This window comes from Exiguobacterium sp. N4-1P (genome assembly GCF_002214325.1).
In genome coordinates, this window is sequence record NZ_CP022236.1 from 410,024 (window position 1) to 433,465 (window position 23,442).

Annotated in this window: 19 protein-coding genes, 1 rRNA gene, 3 riboswitches and 1 other annotated feature; all 20 genes read left to right on the forward strand. The window is 48.9% G+C overall.

Features of this window, described 5'->3' with window-relative positions; translation table 11 throughout:
* Window positions 1–28 precede the first annotated feature (28 nt).
* Window positions 29–130: riboswitch (purine riboswitch) on the forward strand.
* A gap of 129 nt (window positions 131–259) precedes the next feature.
* Entirely contained in the window at window positions 260–1,780 is a 1,521-nt protein-coding gene (guaA, locus tag A0126_RS02180) for a glutamine-hydrolyzing GMP synthase (RefSeq protein WP_088838417.1), read from the forward strand.
* A gap of 300 nt (window positions 1,781–2,080) precedes the next feature.
* The gene (locus tag A0126_RS02185; RefSeq protein ID WP_088836262.1) at window positions 2,081–2,617 is read left to right on the forward strand and encodes a hypothetical protein; all 537 of its coding nucleotides are present in this window, start codon (window positions 2,081–2,083) and stop codon (window positions 2,615–2,617) included.
* Window positions 2,618–3,386: 769 nt separating this feature from the next.
* Complete coding sequence (locus A0126_RS19470) at window positions 3,387–3,869, forward strand: hypothetical protein (protein WP_239456813.1); 483 nt, start codon at window positions 3,387–3,389, stop codon at window positions 3,867–3,869.
* 79 nt (window positions 3,870–3,948) lie between these two features.
* Window positions 3,949–4,050: riboswitch (purine riboswitch) on the forward strand.
* Between the two features lie 134 nt (window positions 4,051–4,184).
* Window positions 4,185–5,489 (forward strand): NCS2 family permease, encoded by a 1,305-nt coding sequence (locus A0126_RS02195; RefSeq protein ID WP_029332579.1) that lies wholly within the window; start codon window positions 4,185–4,187, stop codon window positions 5,487–5,489.
* Between the two features lie 86 nt (window positions 5,490–5,575).
* Entirely contained in the window at window positions 5,576–6,493 is a 918-nt protein-coding gene (locus A0126_RS02200) for a proline dehydrogenase family protein (protein ID WP_239456815.1), read from the forward strand.
* 360 nt (window positions 6,494–6,853) lie between these two features.
* Window positions 6,854–7,150 (forward strand) — a sequence feature (most likely nonfunctional fraction of RNA operon).
* A 54-nt stretch (window positions 7,151–7,204) separates the two neighbouring features.
* Window positions 7,205–7,320: ribosomal RNA gene (gene rrf / locus A0126_RS02205) — 5S ribosomal RNA — on the forward strand.
* Window positions 7,321–7,437: 117 nt separating this feature from the next.
* The gene (locus A0126_RS02210; protein WP_029332581.1) at window positions 7,438–7,638 is read left to right on the forward strand and encodes an NETI motif-containing protein; all 201 of its coding nucleotides are present in this window, start codon (window positions 7,438–7,440) and stop codon (window positions 7,636–7,638) included.
* A gap of 439 nt (window positions 7,639–8,077) precedes the next feature.
* A riboswitch (purine riboswitch) is annotated at window positions 8,078–8,179 on the forward strand.
* A gap of 89 nt (window positions 8,180–8,268) precedes the next feature.
* Window positions 8,269–8,760, forward strand: coding sequence for a 5-(carboxyamino)imidazole ribonucleotide mutase (gene purE / locus A0126_RS02215; RefSeq protein WP_088836265.1), 492 nt, complete (start codon window positions 8,269–8,271; stop codon window positions 8,758–8,760).
* Window positions 8,757–9,860: a 5-(carboxyamino)imidazole ribonucleotide synthase gene (gene purK / locus A0126_RS02220; RefSeq protein ID WP_088836266.1), complete on the forward strand. Its 1,104-nt coding sequence runs from the start codon at window positions 8,757–8,759 to the stop codon at window positions 9,858–9,860. Before purE ends, purK begins: the two co-directional genes overlap by 4 nt.
* Window positions 9,857–11,152, forward strand: coding sequence for an adenylosuccinate lyase (gene purB, locus A0126_RS02225; RefSeq protein ID WP_088836267.1), 1,296 nt, complete (start codon window positions 9,857–9,859; stop codon window positions 11,150–11,152). The genes purK and purB overlap by 4 nt, the downstream gene beginning before the upstream one ends.
* A 59-nt stretch (window positions 11,153–11,211) precedes the next feature.
* The gene (gene purC, locus A0126_RS02230; protein WP_088836269.1) at window positions 11,212–11,919 is read left to right on the forward strand and encodes a phosphoribosylaminoimidazolesuccinocarboxamide synthase; all 708 of its coding nucleotides are present in this window, start codon (window positions 11,212–11,214) and stop codon (window positions 11,917–11,919) included.
* Window positions 11,916–12,164 carry a phosphoribosylformylglycinamidine synthase subunit PurS gene (gene purS, locus A0126_RS02235; RefSeq protein ID WP_088836270.1) on the forward strand — a complete coding sequence of 83 codons (249 nt, stop codon included), beginning with the start codon at window positions 11,916–11,918 and terminating at the stop codon, window positions 12,162–12,164. Before purC ends, purS begins: the two co-directional genes overlap by 4 nt.
* The gene (gene purQ, locus A0126_RS02240; protein ID WP_029332587.1) at window positions 12,161–12,844 is read left to right on the forward strand and encodes a phosphoribosylformylglycinamidine synthase subunit PurQ; all 684 of its coding nucleotides are present in this window, start codon (window positions 12,161–12,163) and stop codon (window positions 12,842–12,844) included. Before purS ends, purQ begins: the two co-directional genes overlap by 4 nt.
* Entirely contained in the window at window positions 12,825–15,044 is a 2,220-nt protein-coding gene (gene purL / locus A0126_RS02245) for a phosphoribosylformylglycinamidine synthase subunit PurL (protein WP_088836272.1), read from the forward strand. Before purQ ends, purL begins: the two co-directional genes overlap by 20 nt.
* Window positions 15,020–16,429 (forward strand): amidophosphoribosyltransferase, encoded by a 1,410-nt coding sequence (purF, locus tag A0126_RS02250; RefSeq protein ID WP_088836274.1) that lies wholly within the window; start codon window positions 15,020–15,022, stop codon window positions 16,427–16,429. Before purL ends, purF begins: the two co-directional genes overlap by 25 nt.
* Before the next feature lie 19 nt (window positions 16,430–16,448).
* Window positions 16,449–17,483, forward strand: a complete 1,035-nt coding sequence (purM, locus tag A0126_RS02255; RefSeq protein WP_088836275.1) for a phosphoribosylformylglycinamidine cyclo-ligase — start codon at window positions 16,449–16,451, stop codon at window positions 17,481–17,483.
* The gene (gene purN, locus A0126_RS02260) at window positions 17,480–18,055 is read left to right on the forward strand and encodes a phosphoribosylglycinamide formyltransferase (RefSeq protein ID WP_088836277.1); all 576 of its coding nucleotides are present in this window, start codon (window positions 17,480–17,482) and stop codon (window positions 18,053–18,055) included. The genes purM and purN overlap by 4 nt, the downstream gene beginning before the upstream one ends.
* Window positions 18,052–19,572 carry a bifunctional phosphoribosylaminoimidazolecarboxamide formyltransferase/IMP cyclohydrolase gene (gene purH, locus A0126_RS02265; RefSeq protein WP_088836279.1) on the forward strand — a complete coding sequence of 507 codons (1,521 nt, stop codon included), beginning with the start codon at window positions 18,052–18,054 and terminating at the stop codon, window positions 19,570–19,572. Before purN ends, purH begins: the two co-directional genes overlap by 4 nt.
* A gap of 15 nt (window positions 19,573–19,587) precedes the next feature.
* Window positions 19,588–20,841, forward strand: coding sequence for a phosphoribosylamine--glycine ligase (gene purD / locus A0126_RS02270; protein ID WP_088836280.1), 1,254 nt, complete (start codon window positions 19,588–19,590; stop codon window positions 20,839–20,841).
* A gap of 795 nt (window positions 20,842–21,636) precedes the next feature.
* Complete coding sequence (locus A0126_RS02275; RefSeq protein WP_088836281.1) at window positions 21,637–23,376, forward strand: adenine deaminase C-terminal domain-containing protein; 1,740 nt, start codon at window positions 21,637–21,639, stop codon at window positions 23,374–23,376.
* The last annotated feature ends 66 nt before the right edge of the window (window positions 23,377–23,442 follow it).

Here is a 23,442-nt window from a genome sequence, read left to right on the forward strand (position 1 = left end):
ATTGATACAGTTACAATGAGAACAACGTAAATCATACATGCATCTCCTTTGTATATACTCGCGGATATGGCGCGAGAGTCTCTACCGGGTCACCTTAAACGACCTGACTATGAAGGAGCAGACCCTTCGTATACATTTTTTTGTGAAGCGGCCTGCTCTTTTTCCATTTATTCATGGGGGAAGAGTGGGTTTTTTTCATAGGGGTACGCATGAAACTTGAAAGGCGGGAATAGATTTGGAAGCACATTTGGACCAAGAAATGATCCTCGTCCTCGATTTTGGAGGTCAGTACAACCAATTGATCACACGACGCATCCGTGATCTCGGAGTTTACAGTGAACTGCATTCGCACAAGATTACGGCAGCAGAAATCAAAGACATCGCACCAGCGGGTATCATCTTCTCCGGTGGACCACGCAGTGTCTACGCAGAAGACGCGTACCGCTGTGATCCGGAAATCTTCGAACTCGGAATTCCGATCTTTGGTATTTGCTACGGCATGCAATTGATGTCGCAACACTTCGGTGGGACAGTCGAGCGTGCCGGACACCGGGAGTACGGAAAAGCGACATTGACGCTGAACGATCCGTCCGCGATGTATGCAAACTTACCACTCGAGCAGACGGTCTGGATGAGCCATAGTGATCTCGTCACAACGGTTCCGAACGGTTTCGTCGTCGATGGGACAAACGTTTCCTGCCCGATCGCTTCCATCAAAAACGAAGAGTTAAAAATGTATGGTGTTCAGTATCATCCGGAAGTCAACCACACGATGTTCGGCAAAGAACTCTTGAAAAACTTCCTGTTCGAAGTCTGTCAGTGTACAGGCGACTGGTCGATGGAGAACTTCATCGAAATCGAAATCGCGAAGATTAAAGAAGAAGTCGGCGACAAAAAAGTTCTTTGTGCCCTTTCAGGCGGTGTCGACTCGTCTGTCGTCGCAGCACTGATTCATGCGGCAATCGGTGACCAATTGACATGTATGTTCGTCGACCACGGTCTCTTACGGAAAGGGGAAGCGGAAAGTGTCATGAAGACATTTGCCGATCACTTCCACATGAACGTCATTAAAATCGACGCGCAAGACCGTTTCCTGAACAAATTAAAAGGGATTTCAGATCCGGAGCAAAAACGTAAAATCATCGGTAACGAATTCGTTTACGTCTTCGACGAAGAAGCGTCAAAATTGACGGATATGGACTTCCTGGCCCAAGGAACGCTCTATACGGATATCATCGAAAGCGGAACGGATACGGCACAAACGATTAAATCACACCACAATGTCGGTGGATTGCCGGAAGACATGCAGTTCAAATTGATCGAACCGATCAATACGTTGTTCAAGGACGAAGTCCGTGCACTCGGTAAAGAACTTGGTTTGTCGGACGAAATCGTCTGGCGTCAGCCGTTCCCAGGACCCGGTCTCGGCATTCGTGTCCTCGGTGAAATCACAGATGAGAAACTTGAAATCGTCCGTGAATCTGATTTCATCCTCCGCGACGAAATCAAAAAAGCCGGTCTTGAACGTGAAATCTGGCAGTACTTCACGGTCTTGCCACCACTTCGTTCAGTCGGTGTCATGGGTGACGAGCGGACATACGACTATGCAGTCGGCATCCGTGCCGTTACGTCAATCGACGGCATGACGTCGGACTGGGCACGCATCCCGTGGGACGTGCTCGAGAAGATTTCCGTCCGGATCGTCAACGAAGTCCAGAACGTTAACCGCGTCCTGTACGATGTGACGTCGAAACCACCTTCAACGATTGAGTGGGAGTAAGAACTAGACTTGCTGAGGAAATTCGTCTCATGAAGCCTGTCGTACCAACGCTTTAAAGGGGATAGGTGAAAAGAAGTCCGTTTCACCTTCAACAATTATATTTAAAAATGAAGCTCTCTTTTGTTCGCATTATTTGTGAATGAAAGGGGGCTTTTTTCGTGACTAAAATCATGGAACTGTTGGATGACTTTAAACTAAACCAACAAATTCAAGGGAGGAGACCACGATATATCGAGATGTGCATCGGGCACTTGATATAATATGAAGTGAATAACTAAATGGAGTAGGTGGCGAACCATTATGATTGATTGGACATGGGCTGAAGTTGATCGATTAGAGCATCAAGAGAAGTGGAATGAAGCAAAAGAATATCTTTTAAAAGCATGGCAACAAAATCCCATAGACTTAAAAACTGTGATTCGACTGGGCTTTTTTTGTTGGTATGTCGTAGTCGAACAAGGACCGCTAGGAATTACAGATGCAGATGTAGATATGGATGAATTAGAGTCGTTACTGGAGGAAGTTACACATTTCGGCTTAGCGCATTTTATGACGAATGAGGATTTTCTCTGGTGTTTTGGTTATATGATTTCTGTGTTTCCCTATTATTTTGGCGACTATGAACAGTGGGAAGAAAAAGGGATTTCTATGTTAAAACGTGCTTATGAATTGTATCCTGAGGAACCTGTATATAAGTATTCTTACTTAGGATATTTCCCGAATACCTATGGAACACTTAAGAATGAATTAAAGCAGATACAACCTGTTTTAGAAGATCGATTTAAAGGAGAAGGCTTATTGACAGAATACTTTAAAGAAGTACTCCGTCAACGTTAACTTTCAATAAGGAACAAGCTCCATATGAATTAAGAATTTGTTTCCAATCGGAAGAGCGACTGTCAGTTACTTTCTTTTTCGCGTGATGCGTCTACAAAATTTCTGTTTCTTTTCTTCAAAAAAACGTGTGTTTAAATATAGACTTTAGTAACTTAAAAAGAGAGATATCAATCAACAGACGAAAAAAGGAGTTGGAGGAAGGCAATGAACGGACGCGATTGGGTTTACGATCATGCCAAATTAGTATTGATTTTTTAAGTAGTTCTCGGTCATATAATCGAGCCCTTTATTTTAAAAAGCCCAGAGTTGGAAAGTGTATTTAATTTTATTTCTTCCATATGCCAGCTTTCATTTTCATATCGGGTTATTTTACAAAGGGGGAATTAACTCTTAAAGCCGGGCTGAAACTGTTTTTTGGATTATCTTGTGTTATTCATCCTGATACAACTGGTATTTGTAGCGGTGATGAAAGGGAACGGAATTGACCAATATCAATTCTTGGCAGTACAACCGGCTTATATCTATTGATATCTGTTTGCGATGTTTGTCTGGAGTCCCCTGCTGCCGGCGGTTCTTTGGCTGAGGCGATCCGTCAAGATGGGAATCGGGCACATTTTGTTGGTCAGTATGCTGGCCAGCCGGCTACATCGATCAAATCGGCTGAGCATGGAGCTTATCGCGCATTGTCGTCTTTTTTCCGTTTTATGTGCTCGGCTATTACTTCAAGCGTCGTGGATGAATCATCTATCAGGTGTTCCCGAACCGCGGGATGGCTTTAGTGGTCATGCTGGCTAGTGCTCTAATGATGTGGACATGGCCAAACCTTTTTCAGTTTGATTTGCTGAGTGGAGCGAATTCATATTTCAAGATGGGGTTAGATGAAACTGGATTAATCTTGCGGCTTGTTCTGTATATGATTCAGTGTCTGATGATCATGGCATTCTTTACGTTGTTGCCGAGAAAACCATTCGTAATTTCCCATCTTGGAACGAAGACATTGACGATTTATATTCTCCACGGTTTTATCGTCAAAGGACTGGTCGCTGCGTCTTACTTTGATGAGCTCACAATCGGACGAGTGCTTTTTCTTCCGATGTTAGCGGCAGTCCTCGTGATGGTCTTTGGAAGATTGCCCATCCGTTTTCAGTTATTGCCTTACATATTAAAGCAAAATAACCGTGAGAAGAAAAACAAAGAAAAAGTCAGTCAGTCTAAAAAAACGCTTCCAAAACCGAACGTTCGGCTTATTTAATCCACTAAATTTCGCTTTTATGGTTGACCGTCTATTTTGAGCGTGCTACGATGTGTCTGTTCTTATTTTAAATCATCTACTAAAAAACAAAAAATAATGCCGTATAATTCTGGGGATATGGCCCGGAAGTCTCTACAGGAACACCTTAAAGGTTCCTACTACGGCGTGCACTGATTCTGGTGTGCGCTTAAAGAAACGGCTTTTACCGCTTAGGTAACTGCCGTTTTTTTCGTTTCTTGAGACGGCTTATTTGGAAAGAAGGCAACCATGAGCACACAGATGAAACCGCAACAACCTAAACAAAAGGAGAACGCGATCGCGCGATTCTTCGACTTCGACGGACTCGGTACGAACATGCGGACAGAGTTCATCGCCGGTATGACAACATTCTTCGCGATGGCGTACATCTTATTCGTTAACCCGAATACGTTAGCAGACGCCGGGATGAATCCTGGTGCTGTCTTCGGTGCAACGGCGCTTGTCGCCGTTATCGGTTCAGTCACGATGGGCTTACTCGCGAATTATCCGATTGCTCTCGCACCCGGTATGGGACTGAACGCGTTCTTCGCCTACAGTGTCGTCATCGGCATGGGGATCCCGTGGGAAACGGCATTATCCGGTGTTTTAGTATCGGGTCTTGTCTTCATGGTACTCACGGCATCAGGAATTCGTGAAACAATCATCAATGCGATTCCAGAACCACTTAAAATGGCAGTTGCTGCCGGAATCGGTTTATTCATCGCCTTCATCGGTTTGAAAACAGGTGGAATCGTCGTCGCAAACGAAGCGACGCTCGTCTCACTCGGTAACTTGGGTCAAGGGACAACATTGCTTGCTGTGTTCGGTTTAGTCGTTTCAGCGATCTTAATGACACGCGGAATTAAAGGCGCCATCTTCTTCGGAATGATTTTGACGGCAATCGCGGGAATGATTTTTGGATTGATTCCTGTTCCGTCAAGCCTTGGGGAAATCGTTTCAGCTCCACCGAGTATCGCACCGACATTCGGACAAGCGTTCCTTCACTTCAATGAAATCTTTACTGTCCAGATGGCAGTCGTCATCTTAACGTTCTTCTTCGTTGATTTCTTCGATACAGCGGGAACACTCGTTGCCGTCGCGAACCAGGCAGGATTAATTAAGGAAAATAAAGTTCCGCGTGCAGGACGCGCCTTGATCGCTGACTCAACAGCAACAGTCGCGGGTTCAATCCTTGGAACATCAACGACGGTTTCATACATTGAATCAAGTGCAGGTGTCGCAGCAGGCGGTCGCTCAGGAATGACGGCAATCGTAACCGGCTTATTCTTCGGACTTGCCTTATTCTTCTCACCACTTCTCGCCGTCATCACGGCGCCGGTCACAGCACCGGCACTCATCATCGTTGGTGTGTTAATGGCATCCTCACTTCTCCAGATTGATTGGAAAAAGTTCGAGTATGCAGTTCCAGCCTTCTTGACAGTCATCATGATGCCACTTACGTATTCGATCGCAACGGGAATCGCATTCGGGTTCTTATTCTATCCAATCACGATGATCGCGAAAGGTCGCGCGAAAGAAGTGCACCCGATCATGTACGCCATGTCACTCGGGTTCCTAGCATACTTCATCTGGTTACACTAATTTTTCTTATTAAGCTGACGTCTTTCTTCTATATAGAAGAAAGGCGTTTTTTTTATGGAGAGTAGGGAATCAACAAACAGGAGGTGATGAACGTGTTGGAAAAACTAACAGGTCCGATATTCGAACGACTCGCTGTTGATAAACGTCTTATTCGTGTGGCCCGAGCAGTCGGCTTACCTTTAGGGGGAACATTATTCGTAGGAGGGCAAACAATTGATGAGACGTTCCGAACAGTCCGGACGTTGAATGCGCAGGGTCGGGCAGTCACGATTGATTGTTTAGGAGAGTTTATTCACAATGTGCAGGATGCAAAGGCGATTACGGATGAATGCATTGATGTTTTGTACCGATTAGAGAAAGAACAAGTGGATGGACAAATTTCATTAAAGTTAACATCCGTCGGCGTGCGGTTAGATCCGGAACTCGCCCTCATGCAGATGGAGCGTATCCTTGAAGTCGCACTTCAGCTGAATCGCCGGGTGACGATCAACATGGAAGAGTACGAAATGACTGAGTCGATTTTGAAAATTTTCCGTGTGCTTCAGTTCTCTTACCCGAACCTTGGCGTGGCGCTTCAAGCAAATCTGCACCGTAGTCGTTTTGACTTGGATCAACTCGAACCAATGACCCGGATCGTAAAAGGGGCATATACGGGGTCGAAAGAACATTACATCGAGGATAAGGCGATGGTAGATGCCAACTATCTTCTATTAGTAAAACAGAATTTGATGAAAGGACGTTATACGCAAATCGCGACACATGATGACGATATGATTGAGGAACTACTCGACTTTATTCGACAAGCTGACATTTCAGATGAGTGTTTTGAATTTCAAATGCTTCAAGGGATGCGACCGCAACGTCAGAAAGAGTTGGTCAATTCAGGATATCGTGTTGTCGTGTATGTACCGCACGGAGTAGACTGGTATACGTACTTGATGAGACGTCTGGCTGAACGACCTGCAAATATCAGGTTTACTTTATTGAGTATGTTAAGACTCTGATGCTGTATGTAAAACGCAAAACAGCTTTTTGTAAAGTTTTTTTAAAATAATGCTTGTGTTTGTCGAATTTTGTTGTTATATTAATAAATGTTCCAGCGAGACGCCTTTTATAAACGGTTTGTTGGGGCTGAAAAATCTTTTCAAAAACACGGTTGACATAATCAAAACAAGCTGTTAATCTATTAAAGTCGCTAACACGACACGACGAACTTTGAAAACTGAACGATGAGGCAAAAAACGTATCTTCGGATACAAACAATGAATGAAGCGCAAGCTTCGTCAACGTGACTTTTAGTCACAAAAACGAGCAAGTCAAACACTTTATGGAGAGTTTGATCCTGGCTCAGGACGAACGCTGGCGGCGTGCCTAATACATGCAAGTCGAGCGCAGGAAGCTCGCGGAACTCTTCGGAGGGAAGCAAGTGGAATGAGCGGCGGACGGGTGAGTAACACGTAAGGAACCTGCCTCAAGGATTGGGATAACTCCGAGAAATCGGAGCTAATACCGGATAGTTCTTCGGACCGCATGGTCCGATGATGAAAGGCGCATTTCCCTTTGAGTAATCAAGAAAGACCCCTCAGAGACGATGAGGTAGATAGGTCACGGGTGGAAGCATGGTGACATGCGGAGCTGAGTGATACTAATCGGTCGAGGCCTTGTTCTAGCAGATGATTGTTGATGACTTCAGTTTTGAGGGCGCGAGCCCGTCGTCTGGTGACGATAGCCAAGTGGTCACACCCGTTCCCATGCCGAACACGGAAGTTAAGCACTTGAACGCCGAAAGTAGTTGGGGGCTTCCCCCTGTGAGGATAGGACGTTGCCAGGCAAACGGTGGTTCTGGAGCATACGCTCAAGGGCCGCCGCTTTTTTATGGACTTTTTTTGTATCTTGATGTTTTTTCAAAGATGCATGACTTATATAATAAGGAAGGAACGTGACACACATGGCAAAAAAACAAAAACTTCGAGTGGCTGTTGAAGAGAATGAAACAATCAGCGACTGCCTCGATCGGATTGATGCCATGGGTTATCGTCCGACTGTTCGACGTGAAGAACCGATTTTTGGATTAGATGCGAATGAAGAACCGTATCCGATTCGCCAACAGATCATTTTTGACTGTAAAGCGAAAACAGAATCTGACTGATTCCTTTACATGCGCGCCTCCGGACTATTTGTCTCTGACAGAGGTGCGTAGCTCAGGATATGTATCAGGACGTCACGACCGAGGAACAGGTATAGAAAACGCCGATGAATCCGTATGAAAAACGGGGTCATCGGCGTTTTTGCTTACAAAGATGAACCGTTCCTCCCTCAAATAGAGTGAAGCAACTTGTGAGTCAGGCCATGCAACGTCAATCATCCCAGTTCAGCAAACTACATTTTTTGACTACAGGCTAAGGTGAAGTTCACGCAACCGTGATACTTTGCCTTTTTTTGTAAAACCAATATTAAAAATTCCGAATGCAATTAAAAAATGCATGAGCTAATTGTGTATAAAGACGAACAATAAATTTTCAGATAATTAAATTGTTCGCCTTTGGTTGACGGATGCTTCCTTGTCTTGTTAAGATGAAGGCGTGATAGGAAGATTGAATATAACACCTCGTATAATAGCAGGGATATGGCTTGCAAGTTTCTACCCGACGACCCTAAATCGTTGGACTATGGGGTATATGGATGTTCGTCGATCGTTCTTTGGCGTACCTTTTTATACCCTAAGCCACCCTTTTAGTCGTGGTTTGGGCTTTTTTTATGCAAAAAGGAGGAGACGAAGATGAGTAATGTGGAAATTGGCGTTATTATGGGAAGCCAGTCTGACTGGTCAACAATGAAAGCGACATGTGATGTACTCGATCAGCTGAACATTCGGTACGAAAAGAAAGTGGTCTCGGCCCACCGAACACCGGACTTAATGTTCCGTTACGCAGAAACAGCGCGCGAACGAGGACTGAAGGTCATTGTTGCAGGAGCGGGTGGGGCAGCCCACTTGCCAGGAATGGTGGCAGCCAAAACAACACTCCCCGTCATCGGGGTTCCGATTAAAAGCAAAGCTCTTCAAGGCATCGATTCCTTACTCTCGATCGTCCAGATGCCGGGTGGTGTGCCTGTCGCTACGGTTGCGATCGGTGAGGCGGGTGCAAAGAACGCCGGATTACTGGCAGCACAAATTCTTGGAACAGTGGACGAGCGGATTGCGAGAGCACTCGACCATATGCGCGTTGAACTAGAAGGACAAGTCATCGCTTCCGAGGTGCATCTGACATGACGAAGATTGGAATCTTAGGTGGCGGCCAGCTCGGACGGATGATGGCATTATCGGCACGCGAAATGGGATACGAACTCCTGACACTGGATCCGACGGAAAATGCACCTTGCGCGCAAATCACGGATCAACAAATTGTCGCAGACTTTACGGACGTCGAAGCAGCAAAGCGTCTAGCGCAAGAATCAGATGTCGTCACATACGAATTTGAGAACATCTCGCACGAAGTCGCGATGGCAATCGGTGATAAGTTGGTCCACGGGACAGAGTTGTTGTTTCAGACGCAACACCGGATCCGGGAAAAAGAGATGATTGAACGACATGGTTATCAGGTCGCACCGTATCATGCTGTCCATACCGTTGCAGACTTGAAAGAAGCAAGCGAACGGTTAGGATTACCTTTCGTCCTGAAGACGGCTCGCTTCGGTTATGACGGAAAAGGGCAGACGGTCATTCGGACGGCAGCTGATTTAGCAGGTGCCATTGAAACGTTCGAACCGACCGAATACGTCGCTGAAAAATGGTTACCGTTCGATCAAGAAATCTCCGTCATTGTCACACGGAGCGAACGGGAAACGCGTGTCTTTCCAGTCAGCGAAAACATTCACCGGGATAACATACTCCATCTGTCAATCGTTCCGGCCCGCATTTCAAGTGAGCTGTCACAACAGGCAATTGATTTGGCAACGAACATTGCCGAAGCAGTCGGCTTGATTGGGACGCTCGCGATCGAACTCTTTGTTGTCGGTTCAGAAATCATCGTCAATGAACTGGCGCCACGCCCACATAACTCGGGGCATTATTCCATCGATGCGTGTGAGACGTCACAGTTTGAACAGCACATCCGTGCCATCTGTGGGCTCCCGCTCGGTGATACCCGTCTGACGACACCGGTCGTCATGGCGAACATCCTAGGTCAACATGTCACAGCATTATCCGAGGAACAACATACATTATCGGCACGGACGAAAGTTCACTTATATGGAAAGCAGGAAGCGAAGACAGGACGGAAGATGGGGCACTTGAACATCTTAGCGGATTCAGTCGAAGAAGCATTAGCCGAAGTCGAGCGCCTGCAAATCTGGAAGGAGACGGTTAGATGATCGAACGGTATACACGACCTGAGATGAAAGCGATTTGGACAGAACAGAATAAATTTGAGGCTTGGTTGAAAGTCGAAATCTTAGCTTGTGAAGCGTGGAGCGAGCTTGGTGTCATTCCAAAAGAAGATGTGAAACTCCTTTGGGACAATGCCTCGTTTGATGTGAGCCGCATCAATGAAATCGAACAAGAGACACGCCATGACGTCATCGCCTTTACACGCGCTGTATCGGAGACGCTTGGTGAAGAACGTAAATGGGTCCATTACGGACTGACGTCAACGGATGTCGTCGATACGGCACTCTCGTATCTCTTGAAGCAAGCAAACGATATTCTCGCAGCGGATCTTGACCGCTTCATCGAGATTTTGAAAGTCAAAGCGAACGAACATAAATACACGGTCATGATGGGACGGACACACGGTGTCCATGCCGAACCGACGACATTCGGTCTGAAGCTTGCCCTCTGGTACGAAGAGATGAAACGGAACAAAGTCCGCTTCGACGCTGCACGTGAGACCGTCGAATACGGAAAAATGTCAGGTGCGGTCGGAACGTTTGCGAACATCGACCCGTTCATCGAAAAATATGTCTGTGAGAAGCTTGGAACGAAACCGGCGCCGGTCTCGACGCAAACCCTGCAGCGTGATCGTCATGCCCATTACATGTCGACGATCGCGTTAATCGCAACATCGATTGAGAAGATGGCGACGGAAATTCGTGGTCTTCAAAAAACCGAAACACGAGAAGTCGAAGAATTCTTCGCGAAAGGTCAAAAAGGATCATCCGCGATGCCACATAAACGTAACCCGATCGGTTCAGAAAACATGACAGGGCTTGCCCGGGTCATTCGTGGACACATGGTGACGGCTTACGAAAACGTCTCGCTTTGGCACGAACGGGACATTTCCCATTCATCTGCGGAACGGATCATTCTGCCGGACGCAACCGGTTTACTCAACTACATGTTGAACCGGTTCGGTAACATCGTCAAAAACTTGACGGTCTTCCCGGAAAACATGAAACGCAACATGGACCGGACGTATGGTGTCATCTTCTCCGGACACGTCTTACTCGCTTTGATTGAAAAAGGCTGGTCGCGTGAAGCCGCGTACGACTTCGTCCAACCACGGGCGATGCAAGCATGGGAAGAACAAATCATGTTCCGTGACTTGTTATGGCAGGAACAAGAGATTCAACAACTCTTTACAGAAGCAGAACTCGATGCTTGTTTTGATCCAACGTATCATACGAGCCGGGTCGATGAAATTTTTGAACGGTGTGGCTTGAACTAATCAACCTGAGACGGGGCATTGTCCCCGTCTACATCTTAGGATCCTGGGGGACGAAAGCAATGCAACCACTTTATGAAGGTAAGGCCAAACGATTATACACGACGCAGGAGCAGGACGTGCTCCGCATCGTCTACAAGGACGAAGCGACAGCATTTAATGGAGAGAAAAAAGCAGAGTTCGCAGGTAAAGGTGAACTGAACAACCGCTTGACGAGTCACTTCTTTGAAGTACTTAAAGCGGCCGACATTCCGACCCATTTCATTGAACGCATTTCCGAGCGCGAACAGCTCGTACGCCGTGTCACCATCATTCCACTCGAAGTCGTCGTCCGCAATGTCGTCGCCGGAAGCCTCAGCAAACGGCTTGGGATCGAAGAAGGAACAGTGCTCGAAACACCAATCGTTGAGTTTTACTATAAAGATGATAGCTTAGGCGATCCGCTCGTCACCCGTGCCCACATCAATTTACTGAAGATTGCGACTACGGAAGAGCTCGATTTACTTGAACAAGAAGCGAACCGTGTCAATGCCGTCTTACGTCCGTACTTTGACGAAAAGGGGATCACGCTCATCGATTTCAAACTCGAATACGGAAAAACACCGACAGGCGAGATTCTACTGGCTGACGAAATTTCACCGGATACATGCCGTCTGTGGGATAAAGAAACGGGAGAGCACCTCGATAAAGATGTCTTCCGTCGCAACATCGGATCACTCATCGACACGTACCAAACACTATTCAATCGCCTAGGGGGAAACACACAATGAAAAAAGTCATCGTATCGATCGCATTACGGGAAAGCATTTTAGATCCACAAGGAGTCGCTGTCAAAGGTGGTCTTGCGCAACTCGGTTTTACGGGTGTCGAAGAAGTCCGGATCGGAAAACGAATCGAACTGCTCGTCTCGGATGAAACGACGGACACGATGATTCATGACATGTGCCAAAAGCTCCTCGTCAACACGGTGATGGAAGACTATCGTTTTGAAGTAGAAGGGGTGACGACGGCATGAAGTTTGCGGTCATCGTCTTTCCAGGATCGAACTGTGATTTAGATATGTACCATGCCGTCAAGGATGCGCTCGGTGAGGAAGCGGACTATGTCTTCCATACCGAAACGTCACTTGAAGGATACGATGGTGTCCTGCTTCCGGGCGGTTTCTCATACGGGGACTATCTCCGCTGCGGCGCAATCGCCCAGTTTTCACCAATCATGGAGGAAGTGAAACGATTTGCAGCAGAAGGGAAAACCGTTCTTGGTGTCTGTAACGGCTTCCAGATCCTTGTCGAAGCGGGTCTTCTCCCGGGTGTCTTGCACCGCAATACCGGACTGAAGTTCATGTGCCGGACAGTCGAACTGAAGGTCGAAAATCACCAGACACGTTTCACGTCAGATTATGCACCGGGTGAAACGATTTCGATTCCAATCGCCCACGGGGAAGGAAACTACTACTGTGACGACGCCACGTACGCGATGTTGCAGACGAATCAACAAATTGCCTTCACATACGTCGACAATCCGAACGGATCGCGCGGCGATATTGCAGGGATTACGAATAAAGCAGGGAATGTGCTCGGGATGATGCCACACCCGGAGCGTGCTGTCGAAATGCTGACAGGCGGAACAGATGGACTTAAGTTATTCACTTCACTCGTCAAACAGGGGGCCCACCATGTTAAAACAACAGTCTGAACCAACGATTGAGCAAATTCAGGAGCAACGGATTTATGCGACGATGGGACTTAGCGACGCGGAGTACCAGATGGTCGTCGACTTACTCGGTCGTCAACCGAACTACACGGAAACAGGACTCTTCTCCGTCATGTGGTCAGAACACTGTTCGTACAAAACATCAAAACCGGTCTTACGCCAGTTTCCGACGACCGGTCCCCGTGTCTTGCAAGGACCAGGTGAAGGCGCAGGTGTCGTCGATATCGGTGATAATCAAGCGGTCGTCTTTAAGATCGAAAGTCATAATCATCCGTCAGCCGTCGAACCCTACCAAGGGGCAGCAACGGGTGTCGGTGGGATCATCCGCGATATCTTTTCAATGGGAGCCCGTCCTGTCGCGTTGATGAACTCGCTTCGTTTCGGACATCTCGGGACACCACGCGTCAATCAGTTGTTTGAACAAGTCGTCGCCGGGATTGCCGGATACGGCAACTGCGTCGGGATTCCGACGATTGGCGGAGAAGTCGGTTTCGACCGTTCGTATGAAGGAAACCCACTCGTCAATGCGATGTGTATCGGACTGATCAATCATGAAGATATTCAAAAAGGTCTTGCGAAAGGTGCCGGGAACTCGGTCATGTACGTCGGTGCGGCAACAGGGCGTGACGGCATCCACGGTGCTACCTTCGCTTCAGAAGATCTCGGGGAGGATACGGAAGCAAAACGTCCGGCCGTCCAAGTCGGTGACCCCTTCATGGAGAAGTTATTGATTGAAGCCTGTCTCGAAATCGTCGGCCATCCGGCACTCGTCGGGATGCAGGATATGGGCGCTGCCGGACTGACCTCGTCGTCAGCCGAGATGGCTTCGAAAGCCGGCATGGGGATTGAAATGCACCTTGATGATGTGCCGCAACGTGAAACCGGCATGACCGCTTATGAAATGATGTTATCGGAGTCGCAGGAGCGGATGTTGCTCGTCGTCGAGCGCGGACGGGAAGCGGAAATCGAAGCCATCGTCAGCAAATGGGGCTTACATGCCGTTCATGTCGGCGAAGTCATCGAAGAAAAAGTCCTTCGCCTTGTCCAGCACGGAACGATCGTCGCTGAAGTACCGGTCGATGCCCTTGCGGAAGAAGCACCGGTCTATCAAAAGCCATCGCGCGTTCCGGCTTATTATGAAGAGTTCCAAGCAATGGAAGAGACGTTGCCGGTCGTCGAGGATGTCGTCGAAACATGGCGTGCCCTGCTCAAACAACCGACGATCGCGTCAAAACGTTGGGTCTACGATCAGTATGATCATATGGTTCAAACGTCAACCGTCGTTGCACCGGGTTCCGATGCAGCCGTCATCCGTGTCCGTGGCACGAACAAAGCACTCGCGATGACGACAGACTGTAACAGCCGCTTCGTTTACCTCGATCCGTTCGTCGGTGGTCAGATCGCCGTCGCTGAAGCCGCCCGCAATATTGTTGCAAGTGGTGCAACACCACTTGCGATCACCGATTGCCTCAATTTCGGGAATCCGGATAAACCGGAAGGCTTCTGGCAACTCGAACAAGCGACGGCCGGGATGGCTGAAGCCTGCCGCGTGCTCGAGACACCGGTCATCGGCGGAAACGTTTCGCTCTACAATGAATCAGCCGGCAAAGCCGTCCACCCGACGCCGGTCGTCGGAATGGTCGGATTACATGACCAGACCGACTGGATCACGACACAACACGTCAAACAAGCAGGCGACGCAATCTACGTGCTCGGTGAGACGTTACCGGAGTTCGGTGGCAGTGAACTCCAATACATGCAATTCGAAAAATCATTCGGGAAAGCACCACGCATCGATTTGAACGTCGAACAAACCCGTTTACGTGCCTTACAAACAGCCGTTCAGGCAGGGCTCGTCACAGCCATCCATGATGTCGCGGAAGGTGGACTCGCCGTCGCCTTGGCAGAAATGACATTCGGAACGACGCTCGGTCTCGACGTGACGTTTGAAGGACCGGCGTTACATCTCTTCAGTGAATCACAATCCCGGTTCGTCGTATCGGTGAAGCCGGAGCACGAGGCAGCCTTCGTCGAACAGACAGGTGCTGAAAAACTAGGTCACGTCACAGCAGAGGATTCGATTCAAATCAAGACAACGGACACACTCATCGAAGCAACACGTTCAACACTGCAAGCCGACTGGGAAGGGGCGATCGCGTGTTATATGACATCAAAGGATTAAATGAAGAGTGTGGGGTATTCGGGATTTTCGGACAACCGGAAGCGGCACAACTTGCTTATTATGGTCTCCACAGTCTGCAACACCGGGGGCAAGAGGGCGCAGGAATCGTCGCGAGCGACGGCAACCTGCTTCTTCCACACCGGGGACAAGGACTTGTGACGGAAGTTTTTTCACAAGAGACACTCGATTCGTTAGCCGGACAGCATGCGATCGGACACGTCCGTTACTCGACAGCTGGTGGCAACACGCTCGAGAACACACAACCGCTTCACTTCAAATCACGGACGGGTGACTTGGCACTTGCCCATAACGGGAATCTCGTCAATGCCGATTCGTTAAAACATTTACTTGAGGCGGAAGGGGCGATTTTCCAGACGACAAGCGATACGGAAGTCGTCGCCCACCTCGTCAAACGGAGTAAATTACCGACACTCGAAGACCGGATTGCCGATAGTCTGGCGCGGCTTGTCGGTGCATTCGCCTTTCTTTTTTTAACGGAAGATACGTTGTACGTCGCCGTCGATCCACATGGTCTGCGCCCGTTATCACTCGGGAAAACACCAGATGGCGGCATCGTCTTTTCATCGGAAACGTGTGCTTTTGATATCGTCGGGGCCGAGTTCATTCGTGACATCGAGCCGGGAGAGCTCGTGACGATCACGACGTCCGGCATGTCATCACGGCAGTATATGGAACCGCATGAGCGGGCGATGTGTTCGATGGAATACATCTACTTTTCCCGTCCCGATTCGATGATTGATGGGGTCAATGTCCATACGGCACGAAAAGCACTTGGCAAAAAAATGTTCGAAGAAGCACCGGTCGAGGCAGATGTCGTCACAGGTGTTCCGGATTCAAGTATCTCCGCTGCGATTGGTTATGCGGAAGCGAGCGGGATTCCCTACGAGATGGGATTGATTAAAAACCGTTACGTCGGACGGACGTTCATTCAGCCGTCGCAAGAATTACGGGAACGCGGCGTTAAAATGAAACTGTCGGCACTACGGGGTGTCGTCAACGGCAAACGGGTCATCATGGTTGATGATTCCATCGTGCGTGGGACGACAAGCCGCCGCATCGTTGGACTGTTACGCGAAGCCGGGGCAACGGAAGTTCATGTCCGCATCACGGCGCCGCCCATCACGAATCCGTGTTATTACGGCATCGATACGTCGTCAAAAGACGAACTGATTTCCGCCCGCCTGACACCCAGTGAGATTTGCCAAGAAATCGGTGCTGACTCACTGGAGTTTCTGACAGTCAACGGAATGGTCAATGCGATTGACCGTCCGTTCGATGGTCCACTGAAAGGACAATGTACGGCCTGCTTCACAGGCGAATATCCGACACCGATCGGTGCACTTGAACTAGAAGCCAAACTTTGAATAGATGGGGGAACAAAGCATGAGTAAACAATACGAAGCAGCAGGTGTTAGCCTGACCGCAGGGTACGAATCCGTATCCCGGATGAAAAAACACGTCGCCCGTTCGATGCGGAAGGAAGTCATGACGGGACTCGGAAGTTTCGGTGCAATGTTCGACCTCAGTCAATTGAATCTAAAAGAACCGGTGCTCGTCAGCGGGACAGATGGCGTCGGAACGAAGTTAAAACTTGCCTTCGCCCTCGACCAACACGATACGATTGGGATTGATTGTGTCGCGATGTGTGTCAACGACATCATCGTTCAAGGCGCAGAACCCCTTTATTTCCTTGACTACATCGCACTCGGTAAAGCCATTCCGTCGAAAATCGAACGGATTGTCGCCGGTGTCGCCGAAGGCTGTGTCCAGTCGGGCTGTACGTTAATCGGCGGCGAGACGGCAGAGATGCCAGGGATGTATGCAGACGGTGAGTATGATATTGCCGGCTTTGCCGTCGGTGCCGTCGAAAAACAGAAATTGATTACTGGTGAAGGCGTTACACCCGGTGATGTCATTTTAGGGCTCGCGTCGTCAGGTGTTCACTCGAACGGATTTTCACTCGTTCGGAAAATCGTCGAAGAAAGTGGTCTTCAGTATGAAGATGAATTGATGATGCTCGGTAACACGATCGGCAATGCCTTGTTGATGCCGACACGGATTTATGTCGAAGCGGTCAAAGCAGCGCTCGAAACAGAGAAGATTCAAGCGATGGTCCATATCACGGGTGGCGGTTTCTATGAAAACGTACCACGTGTCCTCCCGGAAGGTTGCGGGGCGACGTTTGATCCGAAAAAATGGCCGACGTTACCGGTCTTCGATTGGCTTGAACAAGCCGGAAACATTCCGCGTGACGAGATGTATAACGTTTTCAACATGGGGATCGGCTACATGATGATCGTCAAGCCGGAACACGTGGCCGAAGTGACGGCACGCCTGGCGCGCGAAAATGAAACGGCCTATACGATCGGGACTGTGACAGATCAAGACGGGATTCGCATCAAAGGAGTCGACCAATGAGGCTTGCCTGTTTTGCTTCCGGAAGCGGGAGTAATGTTGAAGCGTTATTTGAAGCGATTGAGGAAGGACGTTTACAGGCGACGATTGAACTCGTCGTCTGCGATCAAAAAGAGGCGCTCGTCATCGAGCGGGCACGAAGACGCGGCTGTGATGTGTTTGTTTTTACAGCCAAGGACTACCCGGATAAACCGTCTTTTGAACGCGAAATCGTTGCGGAACTAGAGCGGCGAGACGTGGAACGGATTATCCTAGCCGGATATATGCGTCTCGTCGGTGATGTCCTTCTCGCACGGTATGCCGGACGAATCGTCAACATCCATCCGTCGCTGCTTCCGGCATTTCCAGGAAAAGATGCCATCGGGCAAGCATTTCGTGGCGGAGTTAAAATCACAGGTGTTACAATTCATATAGTCGATGAAGGGATGGATACGGGACCAATCATGGCACAGGAAGCGGTCCGTATCACTGAGGATATGACGCGGGAAACGCTACAGAAAGCGATTCAGCAAGTAGAGCACAGATTGTATCCGCAAGTCATCGAAGAGTGGATTAAAGAGGGGGCAAACGTATGAGAGCGTTAATTAGTGTATCGGATAAAACAGGAGTCGTAGAACTGGGACAAGCCTTTCACGAAGCAGGGATTGAACTTGTATCGACAGGCGGGACCCATCAAGCACTTGAGGCAGCAGGACTTCCGGTCATCGGTATCAGTGAAGTCACACAATTCCCGGAGATGCTTGACGGTCGTGTGAAAACGTTACATCCAATGGTCCATGGAGGTTTACTTGGACGTCGTGATTTAGAGACGCACCGCGAACAAATGGCAGAGCAACACATCAAACCAATCGATTTCGTTGTCGTCAATCTGTATCCATTTAAGGAAACGGTTATGAAAGAGGACGTTCCTTACGCAGACGCAATTGAAAACATCGATATCGGTGGACCGAGCATGATTCGCTCTGCTGCGAAAAACCATGCAGCCGTGACGGTTGTCGTTGATCCAGCAGACTACAGCGAAATCATCAAAGAAATCAACCTCGGTGGAACGACGTTTGAAACACGCCAAAAATTAGCAGCGAAAGCCTTCCGTCATACGGCAGCCTACGACGCCTTGATTGCGGACTACTTCTTGACACAAACGGGAGAAAAATTCCCGGAGCAATTAACGATTACGCTCGAGAAGGTACAAGACTTACGCTATGGAGAAAATCCGCATCAGGAAGCGGCGTTTTATAAAACACCGATCTATCGTGGGGCGTCTCTTGCATCAGCGAACCAACTGCACGGAAAAGAATTGTCATACAACAATATTCAAGATGCCAATGCCGCACTTGAAATCCTTGATGAGTTCCGCGAAGCAGCAGCCGTCGTCGTCAAACACATGAACCCGTGTGGCGTCGCTGTCGGTCCGACAATCGACGAAGCCTTCCGCCGGGCGCATGCAGCAGATCCGGTCTCGATCTTTGGCGGCATCGTCGCTCTGAACCGTGAAGTCGATCTCGCGACAGCGGAGCAGCTCAGTGGCATCTTCCTTGAAATTATCATCGCCCCATCGTTTACGACAGAAGCGTTCGAGCTGTTGGCAGCGAAGAAAAACCTGCGTTTGCTTGAACTGGATGTCAAACGTGTCCAAGCGATTCGCTATACAGCCGTCGCTGGCGGTATGCTTGTCCAAGATAGCGACGATGAGACGTTAGATGATGCAGCAGCACGTGTCGTCACGGACCGTAAACCGACAGCAGCCGAATGGGAAGACTTGAAGCTCGCATGGCGTGCTGTCAAACACGTCAAGTCGAACGCGATTGTTTTAGCGAAAGATGAAGTGACGGTCGGTGTCGGGGCAGGGCAGATGAACCGTGTCGGGTCGGCGAGCATCGCCATCGCGCAAGCCGGTGACAAGGCGATTGGTGCATCTCTCGCATCTGACGCCTTCTTCCCGATGCGCGATACGGTCGAAGCCGCGGCGGCAGCCGGGATTACGGCAATCATCCAACCGGGTGGGTCGATTCGTGACCAAGAGTCGATTGATGCGTGTAACGAACACGGCGTCACGATGATCTTTACGAATGTCCGTCATTTCAAACACTGAGTGGAGGCGACTTGCATGAAGGTATTAGTAATCGGAAAAGGCGGGCGTGAACACGCGCTCGTCTGGAAGCTAGCACAAGATGAACGAGTCAAAACGATTTATGCCGCGCCGGGAAATGTCGGGATGACGGAAGCCACATGTGTCCCGATTCGGGAAGATGCCATCAGTGAGCTTGTCCAATTTGCTAAAGACGAACAGATTGATTGGACGATTGTCGGACCAGAGGGCCCACTTGTCCTCGGTGTCGTCAATGCCTTCGAAGCAGCGGGTCTTAAGATTTTTGGTCCTTCGCGTGAAGCGGCGGCACTTGAAGGAAGTAAACAGTTCGCCAAAGGATTGATGGAACGGGCAGGGATTCCGACGGCAGCATTCGCTGTCTTTACATCGGCAGAAGAAGCGAAAGCGTATGTCTCCCGTCAAGGGGCACCGATCGTCATCAAAGCAGATGGTCTCGCAGCAGGTAAAGGCGTCACGGTGGCGACGACGCTTGATGAAGCAGTTCGCGCAATTGAAGACATCTTCGCCGGTGACTTCGGTGACCAAAGTAGTGTTGTCATCGAAGAATGTCTCGTTGGAGAAGAGTGTTCCTTGATGGCATTCGTCCATGAAGAGACCGTCATCCCGATGGTCTTGTCGCAAGATCACAAGCGCGCCTTCGATGGTGATGCCGGACCGAATACCGGTGGAATGGGAGCTTACAGCCCGTTGCCTCAATTCGATGAACAAGCCGTCACGGATGAAGCGATGACACGGATCTTGCGTCCCCTCGTCGAGCAGATGGCAAGCGAAGGGATTCCCTTTACAGGATTCTTATACGCGGGTCTGATGTTGACGAACCGCGGACCGTCCGTCATCGAGTTTAATGCGCGGTTCGGGGATCCGGAAACAGAAGTCATCTTACCGCGTCTCGAAACCCCCTTGCTCGATGTCATCATCCCGCTCGCAGCAGGTGAGGAACCTGAAGTCCTGTGGTCCGATGCTGCGACGGTCGGTGTCGTCATCGCGGCAGACGGATATCCGGAACGACCGCAGACAGGACAACCGATTGATCTTACATCAATCGATTCGAAAGTCTTAGTCTTTCATGCCGGGACGACAGAAAAGGACGATACACTCGTTTCAGCAGGCGGGCGTGTCCTCGTCTGTGTCAGTCAAGCCGCGACGATGGAAGCAGCAGTCGCTGATATTTATCAAGGGTTAGCTTCGTTTGATCAAACCGGTTTCTTTTACCGGACGGATATTGCGAAAAAGGCGTTTCGGACAACATGAATTTAAAGGAAACTGTTATGTAAAAAGCCAAGCGATTTCGCTTGGCTTTTTTTTAAAAGAAGGGTTTTGACAAAAGGTTTTTCCTTCTTGTGCTTTTCCTTGTAAGAGTCACGAGAAGCGAAAGCTGTGTCGGGATGTCGTTTTTTGAGAGGTTGGTTTTGACAAAAAGATTCTTTCTTCTCGTGCTTTCCTCGGGCGAGGCGCGAGCCGTTGCTCCTTGATTCTACGAACAAGTAGCAGGGTCTCGCCTGCCTCTGACAGCGCGAACCGCGCTTTTTCCCGTAGGAGTCACGAGAAGCGAAACTTTTGTCAGGGTGCTGTTTTTTTGAATACTGCTCTAAAAAACAGCTGTGTCAGGACGCGACTTCCGACTTGAATCGCTTCTTAGCGAAAAGCAATCAAGAGCGACCCTGCAGCGTAGCGAAGCGGCGCGAAGGATTGCCGCTAGAAGACGATTCGAGAAGGAGAGGAGCGGCTGACATGACGAGCATCAGGAATTTGTCTAATTCGCATACGGCCTGAAATGTCGGAAAGCATAAGACGATTCGAGAAGGAGAGAGCGGCGGACATGACGAGCATCAGGTTCGATACAGTCCAACACCGGAAAAAATGTGAGAAGAGCAGACGTTCAACCGAAGGAACATGCGAAAGTTGATTGTCTTCCTTGACAGTTTTGTGTTATTTTGTCGAAATAGGTCGGATATACATGAAATTACCTTGAAACTTTTTTGATAACATTTTAGTATAAGAAGTATAAGAAAGCGTTTTCAGAAAATAAAAGGAGGTCGAGCTTTCGTGAAAAAGAATTGTGGAAGGTCCCCTTGGACGAAAACTGAAGTACGTGGTCACCAAGCGGTCATCAGCGGACAGCTTGCACCTACACTCGTACTTGAAAATGCGACGTACTTAAATCATGGGTTGAAAGCATGGCGCACGGCGAATATCTGGGTTAGCGGAGACCGGATTATCTATGTCGGACCGGATATGCCGGACCAGGCGGACGAGGTCTACGATGCAACAGGGAAATTCATCGTACCAGGATACATTGAACCGCATGCCCATCCCTTCCAATTATATAATCCGGCGACGCTCGCGAAGTTTGCTGCGGAGCGTGGAACGACGACACTCGTCAATGATAATATGCTCCTTTTGTTAGAGCCCGTCGAGCAAGCGTTTGCACAAGTTGAAGCGTTAGCGGATATTCCGACATCGATGTATTGGTGGGCACGACTCGACGCACAGACGGAACTTGATGCAGATAGTATCTCGATTGACAACAAGCGGATTCAAGCCTGGCTCAAACATCCCCAAGTTATTCAGGCGGGAGAATTGACAGGATGGCCCCGTCTTTCACAAGGCGATGATGAGTTACTTCAATGGATGCAGGACGCGATGAAGCTCGGAAAACCGATTGAAGGGCATTTCCCGGGAGCATCTGCGAAAACCCTGACAAAGATGGCACTATATGGCGTAACGAGTGACCATGAGGCGATGACGGTCGAGGAAGCATTGACGCGTCTTGAATTAGGATATACGACGACGATTCGTTACTCATCGATTCGTCCTGATTTACCGGACATTTTTGCAGGACTTGTCGAAGCCGGATTACAAAATTATGAAAAGGTCCTCGTGACGACAGATGGTTCGACACCGTCCTTCTATAAGTCTGGTTTGATGGACGAGACGGTCCGCTTGATGCTTGCTGCGGGAATTCCGGCAGAAGAAGCATACCGGATTGCCTCGTACAATGCAGCACGTCACTTTAATCTTGATCATCTCCTGGGAAGTATCGCACCGGGACGGATTGCCCACTTAAATATTTTAGAAGCGATCGATCAACCGACACCCGTCGATGTCCTAGCACGCGGGACGTGGGTCCGGCGTGACGATATTCCGTGCTACCCCGTTGAAGCACTCGATCAAGCGATGGAATTAATGCAGAAGTCTGAAGTCAGCGTCTCATTGACGGATCAAGATTTTTCATTCAGCATGCCGGTTGGTCTTGAGATGATCAACTCGGTCATCATGAAATTGTATCAAGTTGAACATGATACGAGTGTGCCTGTCTTACCTGCCGATTGCAATGAGTCGTTTTTAATGTTACTTGATCGGCAAGGGAAATGGCGCCTTAATACGGTTTTGAAAAACTTTGCGACGAACGTCGGGGGGATGGTCAGTTCCTATTCAATCAGTGGTGATATCTTAATGATCGGGAAATCGAAACAAGATATGCAGGTGGCGTTTGAACGGATGAAAGCATTCGGTGGGGGAATTGTTCTCGTCGAAGACGGGGAAGTGATTGCCGAGATTCCGTTGACGTTGATGGGACAGACTTCTGATTTACCGCTCGAAGACTTAATCGTTCAGGAAACAGCATTGCGTGAAGCGTTGTTCGCACGGGGGTACCAATTCGAAGATCCGATTTATACGTTATTATTCCTTGCATCGACGCACTTGCCGTATGTCCGCATCACGCCGCAAGGCATCTATGAAGTCCTTCGGAAAAAAGTTCTTTTCCCAGCGATTTTACGCTGATGCTTGAAATTTAAAACGTCGCGCTTTAAACTATTAAAGAGTGATTGAATGGGAAAGGAAGTTACA

Excerpts from the sequence above, each read along its gene's own strand:
- guaA (WP_088838417.1), top strand. The coding sequence starts at position 260 with ATGATCCTCGTCCTCGATTTTGGAGGTCAGTACAACCAATTGATCACA.
- A0126_RS02185 (WP_088836262.1), top strand. The coding sequence starts at position 2,081 with ATGATTGATTGGACATGGGCTGAAGTTGATCGATTAGAGCATCAAGAG.
- A0126_RS19470 (WP_239456813.1), top strand. The coding sequence starts at position 3,387 with ATGGCTTTAGTGGTCATGCTGGCTAGTGCTCTAATGATGTGGACATGG.
- A0126_RS02200 (WP_239456815.1), top strand. The coding sequence starts at position 5,576 with ATGAACGTGTTGGAAAAACTAACAGGTCCGATATTCGAACGACTCGCT.
- A0126_RS02210 (WP_029332581.1), top strand. The coding sequence starts at position 7,438 with ATGGCAAAAAAACAAAAACTTCGAGTGGCTGTTGAAGAGAATGAAACA.
- purE (WP_088836265.1), top strand. The coding sequence starts at position 8,269 with ATGAGTAATGTGGAAATTGGCGTTATTATGGGAAGCCAGTCTGACTGG.
- purK (WP_088836266.1), top strand. The coding sequence starts at position 8,757 with ATGACGAAGATTGGAATCTTAGGTGGCGGCCAGCTCGGACGGATGATG.
- purB (WP_088836267.1), top strand. The coding sequence starts at position 9,857 with ATGATCGAACGGTATACACGACCTGAGATGAAAGCGATTTGGACAGAA.
- purC (WP_088836269.1), top strand. The coding sequence starts at position 11,212 with ATGCAACCACTTTATGAAGGTAAGGCCAAACGATTATACACGACGCAG.
- purS (WP_088836270.1), top strand. The coding sequence starts at position 11,916 with ATGAAAAAAGTCATCGTATCGATCGCATTACGGGAAAGCATTTTAGAT.
- purQ (WP_029332587.1), top strand. The coding sequence starts at position 12,161 with ATGAAGTTTGCGGTCATCGTCTTTCCAGGATCGAACTGTGATTTAGAT.
- purL (WP_088836272.1), top strand. The coding sequence starts at position 12,825 with ATGTTAAAACAACAGTCTGAACCAACGATTGAGCAAATTCAGGAGCAA.
- purM (WP_088836275.1), top strand. The coding sequence starts at position 16,449 with ATGAGTAAACAATACGAAGCAGCAGGTGTTAGCCTGACCGCAGGGTAC.
- purN (WP_088836277.1), top strand. The coding sequence starts at position 17,480 with ATGAGGCTTGCCTGTTTTGCTTCCGGAAGCGGGAGTAATGTTGAAGCG.
- purH (WP_088836279.1), top strand. The coding sequence starts at position 18,052 with ATGAGAGCGTTAATTAGTGTATCGGATAAAACAGGAGTCGTAGAACTG.
- purD (WP_088836280.1), top strand. The coding sequence starts at position 19,588 with ATGAAGGTATTAGTAATCGGAAAAGGCGGGCGTGAACACGCGCTCGTC.